Origin of the sequence: Roseovarius pelagicus (assembly GCF_025639885.1) — a bacterium.
Lineage (GTDB): Bacteria > Pseudomonadota > Alphaproteobacteria > Rhodobacterales > Rhodobacteraceae > Roseovarius > Roseovarius pelagicus.
Map to the genome: position 1 here is coordinate 809,171 of NZ_CP106738.1, position 15,276 is coordinate 824,446.

The 15,276-nt window shown below is 59.7% G+C and carries 13 protein-coding genes; 7 read left to right on the forward strand and 6 right to left on the reverse strand.

What is annotated here, in order from left to right; translation table 11 throughout:
• Window positions 1–41: 41 nt before the first annotated feature.
• The 3 genes from N7U68_RS04955 to N7U68_RS04965 all read right to left on the reverse strand — a co-directional run bounded on the left by N7U68_RS04955 (window position 42) and on the right by N7U68_RS04965 (window position 3,640).
• Window positions 42–1,475 (reverse strand): NAD(P)(+) transhydrogenase (Re/Si-specific) subunit beta, encoded by a 1,434-nt coding sequence (locus N7U68_RS04955; RefSeq protein ID WP_263048429.1) that lies wholly within the window; start codon window positions 1,473–1,475, stop codon window positions 42–44.
• 13 nt (window positions 1,476–1,488) lie between these two features.
• On the reverse strand, window positions 1,489–3,063 hold the full coding sequence (locus N7U68_RS04960) for a Re/Si-specific NAD(P)(+) transhydrogenase subunit alpha (RefSeq protein WP_263048430.1): 1,575 nt from the start codon (window positions 3,061–3,063) through the stop codon (window positions 1,489–1,491).
• Window positions 3,064–3,190: 127 nt separating this feature from the next.
• Window positions 3,191–3,640: a methyltransferase family protein gene (locus tag N7U68_RS04965; RefSeq protein WP_165191875.1), complete on the reverse strand. Its 450-nt coding sequence runs from the start codon at window positions 3,638–3,640 to the stop codon at window positions 3,191–3,193.
• Between the two features lie 153 nt (window positions 3,641–3,793).
• On the opposite strand from N7U68_RS04965, the gene N7U68_RS04970 reads away from it, so the two are divergent.
• The 5 genes from N7U68_RS04970 (at window position 3,794) to N7U68_RS04990 (ending at window position 9,230) form a co-directional block, all read left to right on the forward strand.
• Complete coding sequence (locus tag N7U68_RS04970; protein WP_263048431.1) at window positions 3,794–4,189, forward strand: MmcQ/YjbR family DNA-binding protein; 396 nt, start codon at window positions 3,794–3,796, stop codon at window positions 4,187–4,189.
• A 169-nt stretch (window positions 4,190–4,358) separates the two neighbouring features.
• The gene (locus N7U68_RS04975) at window positions 4,359–5,306 is read left to right on the forward strand and encodes a nidogen-like domain-containing protein (RefSeq protein WP_263048432.1); all 948 of its coding nucleotides are present in this window, start codon (window positions 4,359–4,361) and stop codon (window positions 5,304–5,306) included.
• Window positions 5,194–7,008, forward strand: a complete 1,815-nt coding sequence (locus N7U68_RS04980) for a Hint domain-containing protein (protein ID WP_263049112.1) — start codon at window positions 5,194–5,196, stop codon at window positions 7,006–7,008. Before N7U68_RS04975 ends, N7U68_RS04980 begins: the two co-directional genes overlap by 113 nt.
• Before the next feature lie 8 nt (window positions 7,009–7,016).
• Complete coding sequence (locus N7U68_RS04985; protein ID WP_263048433.1) at window positions 7,017–7,373, forward strand: hypothetical protein; 357 nt, start codon at window positions 7,017–7,019, stop codon at window positions 7,371–7,373.
• An 18-nt stretch (window positions 7,374–7,391) separates the two neighbouring features.
• Window positions 7,392–9,230 (forward strand): Hint domain-containing protein, encoded by a 1,839-nt coding sequence (locus tag N7U68_RS04990; RefSeq protein WP_263048434.1) that lies wholly within the window; start codon window positions 7,392–7,394, stop codon window positions 9,228–9,230.
• A 16-nt stretch (window positions 9,231–9,246) separates the two neighbouring features.
• On the opposite strand, the gene N7U68_RS04995 is transcribed toward N7U68_RS04990, so the two are convergent.
• Both N7U68_RS04995 and N7U68_RS05000 read right to left on the reverse strand, forming a co-directional pair.
• Window positions 9,247–10,023 (reverse strand): gamma-glutamyl-gamma-aminobutyrate hydrolase family protein, encoded by a 777-nt coding sequence (locus N7U68_RS04995; RefSeq protein ID WP_263048435.1) that lies wholly within the window; start codon window positions 10,021–10,023, stop codon window positions 9,247–9,249.
• A 184-nt stretch (window positions 10,024–10,207) separates the two neighbouring features.
• The gene (locus N7U68_RS05000; protein WP_263048436.1) at window positions 10,208–10,435 is read right to left on the reverse strand and encodes a hypothetical protein; all 228 of its coding nucleotides are present in this window, start codon (window positions 10,433–10,435) and stop codon (window positions 10,208–10,210) included.
• Between the two features lie 128 nt (window positions 10,436–10,563).
• Between N7U68_RS05000 and pepN the strand changes: the two genes are divergently transcribed.
• Entirely contained in the window at window positions 10,564–13,116 is a 2,553-nt protein-coding gene (gene pepN, locus N7U68_RS05005) for an aminopeptidase N (RefSeq protein WP_263048437.1), read from the forward strand.
• A gap of 3 nt (window positions 13,117–13,119) precedes the next feature.
• Here the strand turns inward: pepN and N7U68_RS05010 are convergent, their stop codons facing one another.
• Entirely contained in the window at window positions 13,120–13,722 is a 603-nt protein-coding gene (locus N7U68_RS05010; protein ID WP_308446167.1) for a lytic transglycosylase domain-containing protein, read from the reverse strand.
• A 231-nt stretch (window positions 13,723–13,953) separates the two neighbouring features.
• Between N7U68_RS05010 and N7U68_RS05015 the strand changes: the two genes are divergently transcribed.
• A complete protein-coding gene (locus tag N7U68_RS05015; protein ID WP_165191868.1) occupies window positions 13,954–15,258 on the forward strand; it encodes a hypothetical protein in 1,305 nt (434 codons plus the stop codon).
• The last annotated feature ends 18 nt before the right edge of the window (window positions 15,259–15,276 follow it).

Genomic DNA, 15,276 nt, shown 5'->3' on the forward strand with positions numbered 1-15,276 from the left:
CGCCCAACGGACGCCCCCATAATCCCAGATGGACCGATCGCTTATTCGATCTTGGGCAACAGGCTGCTGACGCTATCCTTTGCGTCACCATAGAACATGCGCGTGTTCTCCTTGTAGAACAATGGGTTCTCGATGCCGGAATATCCGGTCCCCTGCCCGCGTTTGCTGACGAACACCTGTTTAGCCTTCCAGCATTCCAGAACGGGCATACCCGCAATGGGGCTGTTGGGGTCGTCCTGTGCCGCAGGGTTCACGATGTCGTTCGATCCGATAACGATCGCAACGTCCGTCTCGGGGAAGTCCTCGTTGATCTCGTCCATCTCCAAAACGATGTCGTAGGGCACCTTAGCCTCTGCGAGCAGCACGTTCATGTGCCCCGGCAGCCGCCCGGCAACCGGGTGGATGGCAAAACGCACGTTCTTGCCCTTCGAACGCAGCTTGGTCGTCAGCTCGCTCACCGCTTGCTGCGCCTGTGCGACCGCCATGCCGTATCCGGGGATGATGATGATGCTGTCTGCCTCGTTCAGCGCCGTTGCCACGCCGTCGGCGTCGATGGCAACCTGCTCGCCCTCGACAGCCGCCTGCGCGCCCGCCGGGCCACCGAAACCGCCCAAGATCACGCTGATGAACGACCGGTTCATCGCCTTGCACATGATATAACTCAGGATCGCACCAGAGCTACCCACCAGCGCGCCGACCACGATCAGCAGATCATTGCCAAGGCTGAACCCGATCGCTGCCGCCGCCCAGCCGGAATAGCTGTTAAGCATGCTGACAACCACGGGCATATCCGCCCCGCCGATCCCCATGATCAGATGATAGCCGATGAAAAGCGCGGCCAACGTCATCAGGAAAAGCGGAAAGAATCCGCCGGTGTTGAAATACCAGATCAGGCAGAGCACAGACAGGGCTGCCGCGCCCGCATTTAGCATGTGACCGCCCGGCAGCTTCTTGGCCGCTGTATCGACTTTGCCTGCCAGCTTGCCAAAGGCGATGATTGATCCGGTAAAGGTCACGGCACCGATAAAGACACCGAGGAACAACTCAACCCGGAGGATCGCGATCTCGACGCTGTCTTTCTTGGCCAAAAGCGCCGCGAACCCCTCGGTCGCCTTTCGCGCTGTATCGTCCATCGCCAGAACGCGGACCAACTCGATATGCGCGTTGAAACCGACAAAGACCGCCGCCAGCCCGACGAGGCTGTGCATCGCGGCGACCAGTTGCGGCATCTCGGTCATCTGTACCCGTTGAGCCACGACGACCCCGATCGTGCCGCCCGCAGCAATCAGCAGCAGCGACAGCAACCAAAGACCTGCCCCCGGTCCGATCAGCGTGGCAAGAACTGCCAGCCCCATGCCGACGATGCCGTACCAGACGGCGCGCTTGGCGCTTTCCTGACCGGACAAACCACCGAGGCTAAGGATGAAGAGGATTGCCGCGACCACATAGGCGGCTGTTGTAAAACCGAATTCCATTGGTTCAGCCTCCTTAGGATTTCTGGAACATGGCGAGCATGCGCCGGGTGACGAGGAAACCGCCGAATATGTTGATCCCGGCCATAAAGACCGAAAGCGACGCCAGCAGGATCACCAACCAAGAGCCCGATCCGATCTGCATCAGCGCACCAAGGATAATGATTGACGAGATTGCGTTCGTCACCGCCATCAGCGGCGTGTGCAGACTGTGTGCCACGCCCCAGATCACCTGAAACCCGACAAAGACCGCCAAAACAAAGACAATGAAATGCTGCATGAAACTGGCGGGGGCCACCAGCCCCACCGCCAGAAGCAGACCGCCGCCCACCGCCAACAGCGTGACTTGCTGCTTGGTCTGGGCCTTGAAGGCGGCGACTTCACGCGCCTTCTTCTCTGCAACGGTCAGTTCCTTCGGCGCTTCCTTCTTGGGTTGTGCGGCAATCGCGGCCACCTTGGGCGGTGGCGGCGGGAACGTCACCTCGCCCGCATGGGTGACGGTGGCGCCACGGATCACGTCATCCTCCATGTCATGCACGGGGGTGCCGTCCTTTTCGGGCGTCAGATCGGTCATCATGTGGCGGATGTTGGTGGCATAGAGCGTCGACGCCTGTGTCGCCATCCGGCTGGGGAAATCGGTGTAGCCAATAATGGTCACGCCGTTGTCGGTCACGATTTTCTCATCCATGACCGTCAGCTTGCAGTTGCCGCCTTTCTCTGCGGCCAGATCGACGATCACGCTGCCCGGCTTCATCGCTGCGACCATGTCCTCGGTCCACAATTCCGGCGCTTCACGGTTCGGGATCAGCGCGGTGGTGATCACGATGTCCACTTCTGGCGCCAGCTCGCGGAACTTGGCCAGTTGCGCCTCACGGAATTCTGGCGAAGAAACCGCAGCGTAACCGCCCGTGGCGGCGCCATCGGTCTGCTCTTCCTTAAAGTCGAGATAGACGAACTCGGCTCCCATCGACTCGACCTGCTCGGCCACTTCGGGCCGAACGTCAAAGGCGTAGGTGATTGCGCCCAGAGATGTGGATGTGCCGATGGCCGCCAATCCGGCAACGCCCGCGCCTACAACCAGAACCTTTGCCGGGGGCACCTTGCCCGCCGCAGTGATCTGACCGGTAAAGAAACGGCCGAAATTGTTACCTGCCTCAATGACCGCGCGGTAGCCTGCGATATTGGCCATCGAGCTGAGTGCATCCATCTTCTGCGCCCGGCTGATGCGGGGCACCATCTCCATCGCTACGACGGTGGCACCCTTCTCGGCCGCCTGTTTCAGCTGTTTGTCGTTCGCGCCGGGATTGAAAAAGGTGATCAGCGTCTGACCGTCGCGCAACCGCTTCAGCTCAGTATCGGTGGGCACGCGGACCTTGGCGACGATATCGCATGTTTTCCAGAGGGCCGCTGCGGTTTTGATCACTTCGACGCCTGCCGCTGTATATGCCGCGTCGGAAAAGCCGGCCTTCGCCCCGGCCCCGGTTTCGATCGCGCAGTCATATCCCAGTTTCTGCAACTGCAACGCAGAGTCGGGCGTCATCGCCACACGCGCTTCGCCGTCCAATACTTCCCTAGGTGTTCCGATTTTCACCTGTGCATCCCCTTGTTCTATCCCATGTTCAATGTTCTTGCGGTTCGCGTCACGCCGTTGCGGCAATGACCCAATAACTGATTTGCGGTTATTTCACATTACAAAGCGACATGCGGCATACAGAATGTCAAAGCCAACGCCGCGTCTTTTGGCAATACCGCGCAAAATCCGCCCTGAATTTGCGGCGCAGCATGTTTTCTTCGCCGATAACAAACCTGTTCTCGATGATCCAAACGAATATCGGCAGCAGCACCAGTGCCAGAACGGCATCCCACCGCAAGATCAGTCCAGCCAGGATCAGAGCATCGGCTAAGTAGATCGGATTGCGGCTGCGTTTAAAAATGCCGGAGGTAATCATTCGCGCCGCCTCTTGGTGCGGGATGATTGTTGTGCGCGCGCGCCGAAACTCCAGCGCGGCGAGGCCGATCAGCAACACACCACCCCCCACTAACAGGCCGCCGACGAAATCCGCCCATGCGCCGCCAAAGGTCAGGTTAAATCCGAAATGATGCGCCTGAATCCAGCTCAGCGCCAGAAACCCGATCAACCAGACCGGCGGTGTGTCGAGCCATTTCATCCGTGACGCCCCCCTTCGCGTCGGGCAGCCACGCGCTACCGTTTGTCTGCATAATCTGCGTTACTTGCCTCCGAAGGGCAATCCGCTACGCTGCGGCAAATCTGCAGGGTAGAAGCAGGAGCCAGAACACCAATTGCCATCAGAGGTTTTGACATGACGCGCGACGAATTCAACACCTTCTGCGCCCGGCTGCCGGAAACCAATCATGTTGTGCAATGGGGCAATGCCGATGTCTGGAAGGTGGATACCAAGGTGTTTGCCATCTGCGGATGGCATGAAAATGACGCGGCCTTTACGTTCAAGGTTTCCGATATTGCTTGGGAAGTCCTACAGGATCAGCCCGGCATTCGCCCTGCCCCTTACCTTGCTTCGCGCGGGATGAAGTGGTTGCAACACTACGCGGCACCGGGCTTATCGGATACTGCTCTGAGCGAACATCTGATGTTGTCCTACCTCCTCGTTTCCGAAAACCTGACCCGCAAGAGGCGCAATGCGCTCGGTTTGCCGGACACGCTTGAGGCGCTACGGCAGGCAATGACGCAAGACTGAGCGACAGACAGCGCGCTTGCCGCGAGATCGCCTCAATTCATCCCGTTTTCGACAGAAATCCAACGTCTTCCCGCCCCAGCGGATTTGTATTCATTTGCGAAACAAAGCGTCGGAACGGCACGAATCGTCCGGCACCCTAGTAGGCAATATCAGTGGTTGGGCAGAACCGATGGCAACAATGAATTCAGGGCTGGGTGGCCCCGCAGGCTACGGCGAGAACGTATTTTCAAGCAGCCCAAAGGCCGCAGGCAACGCCGACGACGGATCGGTAGAGATCAATGTCACATCAGTCTTTGGCGCCGGTGGGATCGAATTCTTTGGTAGCAACTATACCTCGATCTACCTCAACTCGAACGGTACGATTTCCTTCGGGACCCCCTTTACCGACTATCAGACCACGGATCTGGGCGCGGAAACCACGCCCATGTTGGCACCGTTTTTTGCCGATGTGAACGTCAATAGCGGCGGTGAAATCTACTGGGATGTCGATCCGGGTTCCAACACGATCACCATGACATGGCTCGATGTGGCCCCCTATAGCGGCTCTGGCGGTAACTCTTTTCAGGTCGTGCTGACCAGCAATGGCGGTGGCGATTTCACTGTCGAGTATATCTACGAAGATATCCAGTGGACCGGCAGCGGCGGCAGCGACGTGGCCGATGTAGGCTATACCGATGGCGGCGCAAACGACGTGCTTCTGGACGGGTCGGGCAATGCGAGCGAGTTGCAGAATTACGACAGCAACGACTTTGACGGTGGTGCCGGGCCCGGCACATATCGGATGGAATTTGAAAACGGCGAACCCGTCAGCATGGATGGCATCGTCGACGGCACCGACGGGGCCGATACGATCGATGGGAGCTACGCGGGCGATCCGGACGGCGATGTTGTCGACGGCAATGACGCCATCGGCACCGGTGGCGACGAAGATCTCATCTATGCGCTCGGCGGTGATGACAGCGTAGCCGCTGGCGATGCCAATGACACCGTTTATGGTGGTGGTGGTGACGATACGATCGACGGCGGCGCTGGCAGCGACACGATCTATGGCGACAACAACGCGAATGCGAGCGGTCAGGCCGAGATCCCTGAACTGGGACGCACAAGGTGCCGATAACACCAATCTGGAAGGCGGCTTTACCCAGAACACCGGCGATATGGATGTTACCGTCAGCTTTGATGACGGTGGCGATAGCGAACCGCTGTTGCGTGTTGAAAGCACCGACACGATTTACACAGATACCGGAGAGCCTTTCGACAGCAACTCGAGCGGATATCTCTATGGCGATAACGATGCGACATCAACCACGCGCATCTCGTTTTCCGGGGCAGAGCGCAGCGGCTTTGGCAATGAGGTCAGCAAGGTTCAGTTTCGCATTAGCGACATTGACTGGGGCAGCAGCAACCATACCGATATCGTCACAGTCAATGCTTTTGACGCCAACGGGGATCCGGTCACGGTTGTTATTTCCCCCGATGGCGCAGACACTGTTTCGGGCAACACCATCACCGCGAGCACCTCTGGCGAGAGCCAGGCCGATGCTGCTGGTTCGGCACTCATTACCATCGAAGGACCGGTTTCGAGCATCGAAATCGAGTATTCGAACGCCCAGTCGGGGACACAGGCCGTCTGGATCAGCGATGTTCATTTCGTCACCATTCCGCCCGTCGACGGCAACGACAGCATCAACGGCGGTGCTGGCCGCGATTTCATCGACGGCGAAGGCGGTGAGGATACCATCGACGGTGGCAATAGCGCCGACACCATCTTGGGCGGCGCGGGCGACGATGTCATCGTTGACAGCGGCGGCAGTGGCTCGGCTGACAGCATCGACGGCGGCACCGGCAATGACAGCATTGATGCAGGGCACGGCAACGACACCATAATCGGCGGCGACGGCGACGACACCATGACCGGCAACCGCGGCGTGGACATCTATGACGGCGGCGCTGGCGACGACGTGATGTACCTGTCCGAGGGCGACACGGCTGTAGGCGGCGATGGCGACGATCTGTTTGTCCTGACCGATCTGGGCGAGACAGGCAGCAGTACCATCTCGATTACTGGCGGCGAAGGCGACGAAACCGACGGAGATACGCTGCAACTGTCCCCGGATGTCAGCTATTCGGACATCACATTCACCAACACAGATGACAACGCAGGTGGCCTGTCGGGCAACTTTGCCATGTCTGACGGCACGATCGTCACCTTTACCGAGATCGAGAACATCATCTGCTTTACGCCCGGCGCGCAGATCCTGACCGAACACGGCCTCCGTGCGATTGAAACGCTACGGGTGGGTGATCGCGTGGTCACACGCGACAACGGGCTGCAACCGATCCGTTGGCTGGGCATGCGCACCGTAGCGGGACAAGGTCGCTTTGCCCCCGTTCAGATCGCGCGACACGTCATCACGAACGCCACCCGCCCGCTGCTGGTCTCACCGCAGCATCGCATCCTGTTTTCGGGATATCAGGCCGAATTGCTGTTTGGGACATCCGAAGTGCTGGTTGCGGCCAAGCATCTGATTGACGGTTGCGATGTACGTCAGATCGAGCAGACGCATGTCACCTATGTGCACCTGATGCTGGATGCGCATGAAGTCATTTATGCGGACGGGACTGCAACAGAGAGCTTCCACGCGGGTGATGTCGGCCTTTCCGCGCTCAGCGATGCAAGCCGTGACGAAATGTTCGCAATCTTTCCGGAGTTGCGCAGCAACCCGAACGCCCACGGCCGCACGGCCCGTCGCTGTCTCAAGCGGCGCGAGGCGCAATTGCTGAACGCATATGATCATTCCGCGAGGGCGGTTGCATAGGGGGCAGCATGTTTCGCCGCAAAAATGCGAAGGTGCCGCCGCATCGTTACCCGCGTGATGCCATAGGCACATGCCAGATCGCGCCCGAGGAGCCGCTCAACGCGATCCGCCCGATGCCCGCTTTTCTCGGGGCAACCGAACGTATCCGCCGCTCGGGAACCGTCGGTGCAAACCGGGCAGACACAGAGCAAAGACGCGTGATTATGAGTATGACCCCATCAAAGCGTTCCGAATACAGCAATGTATCCACCGCAAAAAGCCAGCCCGTCAGCCCAGTACGTCAGTACACTCCGGCTGAGCCCTCTCCGGGATCGGCGCGCTCGTTCTTTTGCGGACCTCTCTACGGAACACCCGTCAATCTCTAGCTTCGGGAAGGATAGAGGATGGCAACGCTTGACCATGATATCTGGCTGACTGCCGGCAACGGCACTGCAGAAGATGGTGACATCACCCTGTCCGAAGGTGGCAACAGCACTATTGTCACGGCTGATTTCACCGAAAACGCATGGGACGCCAGCCAGTCGGGCTACAATATCTCGCAGTTTGGTGCGTTTGGCGTCACATCGCCGATCCGGGCGAGTTTCGATTTCTCCAATCCGGTTGAAAACCTCACTTTTGATCTGGAGCATGTGAATTCATCGGGGACGACCTATGACGACATGTTCACGATCTACGCCTATGATCACGCCGGTAATCTGCTGGATGCTGCCGATGTGATCGCGGGCCTCAGCGGACTGGTAGATGACACCGTTATCGTCAACGCTGATGGATCGGTATCCATCGAAGGCGATGGCGGCACGGCGAACAATATCGGGGTGTCGCTGCCGGGTCGGGTATCGCAGCTTGATCTGGTGTTCGAGGACGGCCCCGATGGCAGCCAGTCCGGCGGCGCGGGTATTGGCGATTTCAGTTTCACCATTCCGACCCCGCTGGACTACATCGTTGAGGGTGGCGGCGGCGACGACACAATTGACGCCGGTTACACCGGTGATCCCGAAGGGGATCGCATCGACAATTCGGATCATTCGGACGGATCGAACGACGATTCGGTTCTGGCCGGTGCGGGCAACGACTCGGTAAAATCCGGCGCGGGCGACGATACGGTGTTCGGCGACGACGGGGACGACACCCTGATCGGTGGTGAAGGCAATGACCGTCTGGACGGCGACAGCGGCAGCGACAGCATCTCCGGTGGCGATGGTGACGACACGATCATCGGGGACGATGGCGACGATACGCTGCTCGGCGACGATGGTGATGACGAAATTTACGTCTCAAGCGGCAAGAATACTCTGGATGGCGGCGCGGGTCGTGACCAACTCTATGGTGGGTCGGGAAATGACAGCTTGTCAGGCGGAACAGGCGCTGATGCGCTGTCCGGCGGTGGCGGCGATGATACGCTCAACGTTGCAAAAGGCGACAAAGCATCCGGCGGCGACGGCGACGATGTTTTTGTTCTCACCGATCTCGGCGAGGGAGCGGGCGACAGCATCTCCATCACTGGCGGTGAAGGCGACGAGACAGATGGTGACACCCTGCTGCTGACGCCGGATGTGCGTCACGACGACATCACGTTCACCAATCCCGACGACGACGCTGGCGGCCTGAGTGGCAGTTTCAACTGGAACGGAACCAAGGTCAGCTTTTCCGAGATCGAGAAGATCATCTGCTTTACCGCTGGAACGCAGATTATGACCGTCCATGGCGACCGCCCGATTGAAACACTGCGCATTGGCGATCGGGTGGTCACGCGCGACAGCGGTCTGCGCGCGATCCGCTGGATCGGCAAGCGTACCGTCGTCGGCCGGGGCGCATTGGCACCAATCTCGATCAGCCCTGCCGTCTTGGATGGCAGACGTGCGCCATTGCTGGTCTCACCCCAGCATCGGATGCTCTTTACCGGGTACCGCGCTGAGATGCTGTTTGGTCGATCCGAAGTGCTGGTCGCAGCCAAACATCTGGTGAATGGTGGCGACATCCACGAGGCGCCGTGCGACACGGTGACATATATCCACCTGATGCTGGACGCGCATGAAATCATCTATGCCGAAGGCACCGCGACCGAGAGTTTCTACGCTGGTAGCAGCGGCTTGGGCGCGATCACCGAAGAATCCCGCGAAGAGATGTTCGCGCTCTTTCCCGAGTTGCGCTGGAATACCGGGGCGCATGGCCGTACTGCCCGCGTCTGCCTAAAGCCGCACGAGGCACGTCTTTTGCAATAACCTCTGCTTGGCAAGGTCAGGCAGATTTGCGCGGTGCGCGCAGCTTGGCCTCTGACCAGTCGCGCGCGGCATCCCCGAACGCAGCAAAGAGCGGGCGCGATGCGGGATCGTTCACCGCATTCCATTCCGGGTGCCATTGCACCGACAGTGTAAATCCGGGTGCGCCCTGCACATACGTAGCCTCGGGCGTACCATCTGGCGCGTGTCCGTCGATCACGATGCGTGACGCCGCGTCACGTATGCCCTGCCCGTGCAGCGTATTGGTCATGACCTCCTGCACCCCCATCAGCCGATGAAAAACACCGCCCTCGGCAAATGTCACCTTATGGCGCAATTCGAACTGTTCTTCCAACGTACCGTCAGGGGGCATCCGATGATTGTCGCGGCCCGGCAAATCGCGAATCTCAGGGTATAGCGTGCCGCCCATGGCAACGTTAACCTCCTGAAATCCCCTACAAATCCCTAGGAACGGCTGACCGCGATCAACACAGGCCCGGATCAGCGGCAGCGTGATCGCGTCGCGCGCCTCGTCGAACGCGCCATGCGCCTCGGTCGGCTCTTCGCCGTAGTGTTGCGGATGCACATTGGGCCGTCCGCCGGTCAATAGAAAGCCGTCGCAATGGTCCAGCAATTCGTCGACGGAAACCAGATCCGGGTCACTCGGTACAATCAGAGGCATGCAGCCAGCGGCCCTTGCGATCGCTTCGGAATTCATGCGCCCGCCCGCATGGACGGGAAAGCGGTCGTCGATGATGTAACAATTTCCGATGATACCAACGAGTGGGCGTGCCATGACGGTCCTGTGTTCTGTTGCCAGCCCTTGGTACAGCTTGCAGTACCTATTGAAAACGCTTTTTCACGAACATCCGCTTGTGCATACACGCAAGACGCAGACACATTGCGCGCCACCGGTCCGGTCCACCTCATCAAGGATGCTGACGGACCGGACGGGGTAACACCGCGCCGTTTTTGGGAACTCAATCAGTGGTGCCGACGGTCCCATTATCCTCCACTGCTGCGGGGGGCGTGGCCACAGGGGCCTCGGCTGGATCATCTGCATCGCCCGGATCATTCCCGAAATAGACGAGCCGTAGTGTAAGCGCCAAGAGCAGGATCGCGGCGAAGATGACAACCAGCGCCATCCCGCTCAGCGGTCCTTTGTGACGCTTTTTCTGTTTTTTGAAGTTGGTATCGGGCGCTGACATGGCAATTCTCCTTTGGTCTGGTCGGCACATACGCGGTCACGCATGCCGGATCGCCCATTGAAGGGCGGGTGTCAGTGACATAACGTCCGCCCCGCACGTTGGTTCCTTTTTCGCCGGAGTAAAAAACTATGAAAGATGCCGCCCCGCAGCCGATTTATCTGGCGGACTATACCCCGCCCGCCTATCTGATTTCGGATGTGCATCTGACTTTTCGGCTTTCGCCGAGCGCGACGCGCGTTCTCAGCCGGATCAGCTTTCGCCCCAACCCGGACGCAAAAAGCGGAGAGTTTGTGCTGCATGGCGAAAATCTGACTCTGATCTCTGCCGCAATCGACGGCGCCCCTGTATCGCCCCAGATGACCGACACCGGGCTGACCTGCGATGTGCCTGATGCACCTTTTGTCTGGGAGGCCGAAGTAGAGATTGATCCGGCGGCCAACACGGCGCTCGAAGGGCTCTATATGTCGAACGGCATGTATTGCACGCAATGCGAGGCCGAAGGATTTCGCAAGATCACCTATTACCCGGACCGGCCGGATGTGATGGCGGTCTTTACCGTGCGCATCGAGGGCGATGATCCGGTGATGCTGTCCAACGGCAATCTCGTGGCCAAGGGCGACGGCTTTGCAGAATGGCACGATCCATGGCCAAAACCAGCCTATCTCTTTGCGTTGGTGGCGGGTCAACTGGTCAACCACCCCGGCAGTTTTACCACCTGCTCTGGCCGCGAGGTAGAACTGAACATCTGGGTGCGCCCCGGTGACGAAGGTAAATGTGCATTCGGGATGCAGGCGCTGAAGGATTCAATGCGCTGGGACGAAGAGGTTTATGGACGCGAATACGATCTGGACCTCTTTAACATCGTTGCGGTCGATGACTTCAACATGGGGGCGATGGAAAACAAGGGGCTGAATATATTCAACTCTTCTTGCGTGCTCGCCTCACCCGAAACGTCCACCGACGCCAATTTCGAGCGGATCGAGGCGATCATCGCGCATGAGTATTTCCACAACTGGACTGGCAATCGGATCACCTGCCGCGATTGGTTCCAGCTTTGCCTCAAGGAGGGTCTGACGGTTTACCGCGATGCGCAGTTCACGGCAGATATGCGCAGCGCACCGGTCAAGCGGATTGAGGATGTGATCGCGCTACGTGCCCGCCAGTTCCGCGAGGATAACGGGCCGCTGGCACATGCTGTCCGGCCATCAAGCTTTGTCGAGATCAATAACTTCTATACTGCAACGATCTATGAAAAGGGTGCCGAAGTGATCGGCATGCTGAAAACGCTGGTCGGCGATGCGGCCTACTACAGCGCGCTCGACCTTTATTTCGAGCGTCACGATGGTGACGCCGCCACGATAGAGGATTGGTTGCAAGTATTCGAGGATGCCACGGGGCGCGACCTGACCCAATTCCGCCGTTGGTATGATGATGCGGGGACGCCGCGTGTTCGAGTCACGGACGATTTCGCGGATGGCACATATACCCTGCACCTCAGCCAGAACACGCCCCCGACCCCCGGTCAGGATAACAAGCCGCCGCGTGTGATCCCGGTTGCCGTCGGTCTTCTGGGATCAGATGGCGACGAGGTGCGTGCAACCGAAGTGCTGGAAATGACCGAGGCAAAGCAGAGCTTCAGGTTCGAAGGCCTGAATGCCCGGCCTGTACCGTCGATCCTGCGCGACTTTTCGGCGCCCGTGATCATCCAGCGCGACACCAGCCCAGAGGAACGGGCGTTCGTGCTGGCACATGACACCGACCCGTTCAACAAATGGGAAGCAGGCCGCACGCTGGCACGCGAGGGCCTGCTGGAGATGATCTGTCAGAACGAGGATCCCGATGAGCGGTACCTTGATGCAACCCTGACAATGGCACGCGACGACAGCCTCGACCCCGCGTTTCGCGCTTTGGCTCTTGGGCTGCCCAGTCAGGACGATCTGGCGCAGGCGCTGCATGATGGCGGCACCACACCTGATCCACAGGTGATCTGGGACGCGCTGGAGACGTTGAAACAGGCGCGCGCACAGGCGATGCAGGACACCGCGACCAGACTCTACGCGCAGTATCAGGTTACCGAACCCTACCGCCCGGATGCTGCGCAATCAGGCGCTCGGGCGCTGGCCAATGCCGCACTGGGCATGATCACCCGGCTTGATGGCGGAGCGCAGGCGCAACGCCAGTATGACAGCGCAGACAACATGACCCAGCAACTGGCGGCGTTGGGCTGCCTGTTGCAGGCTGGGAACGGCGATCCGGCAGTGGCTGCCTTTTACGATCAATGGCAGCATGATCGGCTGGTAATCGACAAATGGTTCAGTTTGCAAATCTTGCACGCGCGCCCCCAAGATACGGCGGCTGTCGCCGAAAGACTAACGCGGCATCCTGATTTCACACTGAAGAACCCGAACCGTTTCCGCGCGACATTGGGCGCGTTGACGATGTCGCCCGCAGGGTTTCACCACGTCAGCGGCGCCGGCTACGCCCTGCTCGCCGATTGGCTCATCCAGCTGGATCCGTTGAACCCGCAGACCACTGCACGGATGTCTACCGCGTTCGAGACATGGCGGCGGTATGACGACGCGCGACAGACGTTGATTTCCGCACAGCTCGACCGAATTCTGGCACAGCCCAAGCTCAGCCGCGATACCACGGAAATGGTGAGCCGCATCCGCGAGGCGTGATACTCAGTCACCCGTTGCTGCTTCGGCGATCGGCTTGGGGCGTGCCTTGGGTCGTGGTGACGTTGTCACGGCGCAAAAGCTTTGCTGGCGTAGCCAACTGGCCATGTCAGCCCGCTTGCGTGCCGAACGCATCGGCCCCCAGTCTGCTGCCACTCCGCGCCAGCGCCTGTCCTTGATCGCAATCGCCTGATCGCGTGGCACAGTGACGGCAAGTATGCGAATCGCACAACTCAAATTGGCGGTTCCGTCCTTCAGCGCGGCACCGGACCGCGCCCGACAGCCATAGCCACGCGCAGTGGCAGGCAGGATTTGCAACAGGCCGTACCATTTGCCCCCACCGCCCACTGCATCCGGCCGATATGTGCTCTCGAATTTGGCCAGCGCCGACAGGAAACCGACCCAAAAGGCCCGGCGCTGCGGCGGCTCAGCAGCAACATAACCCGGACACCATTCGGCAATATCGCGCGGCACGGTTTTGGTCAGAGGCTGACCGTGGGCCTGAAGCGCGGCGAGTGCACCGCGTGTCCAGCGCGTCGCCTCTGGACGATGCTGCCACCGCGTCGGCGGTATCTCGCCCGGTCGTGCCACCGGGTTTGTTTGACCCAAGGAGCCCTCTTCGGCCTTAGCCGACCCACTCGGGGTAAAAATTACTATGCAAATACAAAGAGCAAGCCGGATCATCCCGCATGATCGCCGGAATTGCAATCAAAGGCAATATTGCCGCGACAGCGCCGACTTACCTTGCCATCTTCAAACCGGTGTCATGTTTTGGCCCGATTGCCCCGGCAAAGTCGCCGACAACTGAAACTGACGTTCCTGACTCGAGGCGATTCCAACGTGCCACTGCCCTCCCCCATCATGACTGCCGCGCAATCCTTCTTTCGCCATACCAGCCTGCCGCGATTGAGCGTCTTATCTGGCAAAGTTTCGTACATGCTGCGCTCTCGGCGTCCGGGGCGGACCCGCGCCGACCGGCCAGATCTGGATGCCCTCAGCCGCCGTATCATCCTGCCGTCGATGCCGATCACAGACGAAGAAATGGCACGCGCCGAATTCCAGGATCGCGGACTAAAGCTTGCTCGGCAGGAACTGTGGGATCAACTTGCCGAGGCAATTCACGACGCGGATGCGGCACGCACCGCAACTCCGGGCGGCGAATCGGCGGCACTATTGCTGAGCTTTGGTGCGCGCAGTGATGTGGTCGCGATGGCAGAGGATGCGCTGTTCGAGGGCACGGCCCCACCCAGCGCCGGTATCGACGCATTCGAAGCAATCCTGACAGACGCGCCAGACGATTACGCAAGGGCGATGATCGTTGCCGCAACCCATATCGATATTGGCTGGGCTTGGCGCCACGCGCCCGACAGCCCCCTTACCGAGACACCGGGCGCGCGCGCTGCCCAGTTCAAAGCGCATTTCGATCGCGCAGCTGACCTGCTGACGCGGTTCAGCGGGCTTGCCGAAAATGCGCCCTCGCTCGCGGCGACCGAATGCGCGCTGCTGGCCGCGCAGACCTGCACGGATCGCAATGTAGCGGATGATTTCGAGGACCTGATAGATTTGGATCCGACCAGCCCGCGCCACATGCGCGCGCTCGGACAGACCCTGCTGCCCAATCGTCTGGGAGATTACAAAAGGCTGGAACTGGAAGCACGGCGCACAGCCTCTCGGACCGGCGATGTTTGGGGCGCCGGAGCATATGCTTGGGTCTACCTCGATGCATTGGCGTTGGACGCGGGGGCTCTGGATCTGTTGGACACCGACTTTTTCGCAGATGGGTTGCGCGACATTCTTGCCCGCTGTCCCGATCAACACACTGCGAACCTGCTGGCGGCATTTTGTGCGGTGTCGATGCGCCCGCAGGACGACACACCACATGCCACCGCCGCAATTCGTGCATCGGTTCAGGAAAACCTGCGCTGGATTCTGTCGGACCACCTGCATGAGCTGCATCCGCTGATCTGGACGCAGGCCCTGCATAACCCCGGCCAACCGTCCCGTCTGCCATCTCGTCGGGCACTAATCAGCGAAGGCCGTCAGACGGCGCTGCGCGCGATTGCCTCAATCTTTGCCGATGACATCTCGGACGGCAGTAGCATCGCGTTTTCGCCTGCTGGCATGTATCACCTGCCCTCGATTTAATCGATCCCGCGTCAGGCG

Excerpts from the sequence above, each read along its gene's own strand:
- N7U68_RS04955 (WP_263048429.1), bottom strand. The coding sequence starts at position 1,475 with ATGGAATTCGGTTTTACAACAGCCGCCTATGTGGTCGCGGCAATCCTC.
- N7U68_RS04965 (WP_165191875.1), bottom strand. The coding sequence starts at position 3,640 with ATGAAATGGCTCGACACACCGCCGGTCTGGTTGATCGGGTTTCTGGCG.
- N7U68_RS04970 (WP_263048431.1), top strand. The coding sequence starts at position 3,794 with ATGACGCGCGACGAATTCAACACCTTCTGCGCCCGGCTGCCGGAAACC.
- N7U68_RS04975 (WP_263048432.1), top strand. The coding sequence starts at position 4,359 with ATGGCAACAATGAATTCAGGGCTGGGTGGCCCCGCAGGCTACGGCGAG.
- N7U68_RS04985 (WP_263048433.1), top strand. The coding sequence starts at position 7,017 with ATGTTTCGCCGCAAAAATGCGAAGGTGCCGCCGCATCGTTACCCGCGT.
- N7U68_RS04990 (WP_263048434.1), top strand. The coding sequence starts at position 7,392 with ATGGCAACGCTTGACCATGATATCTGGCTGACTGCCGGCAACGGCACT.
- N7U68_RS04995 (WP_263048435.1), bottom strand. The coding sequence starts at position 10,023 with ATGGCACGCCCACTCGTTGGTATCATCGGAAATTGTTACATCATCGAC.
- N7U68_RS05000 (WP_263048436.1), bottom strand. The coding sequence starts at position 10,435 with ATGTCAGCGCCCGATACCAACTTCAAAAAACAGAAAAAGCGTCACAAA.
- pepN (WP_263048437.1), top strand. The coding sequence starts at position 10,564 with ATGAAAGATGCCGCCCCGCAGCCGATTTATCTGGCGGACTATACCCCG.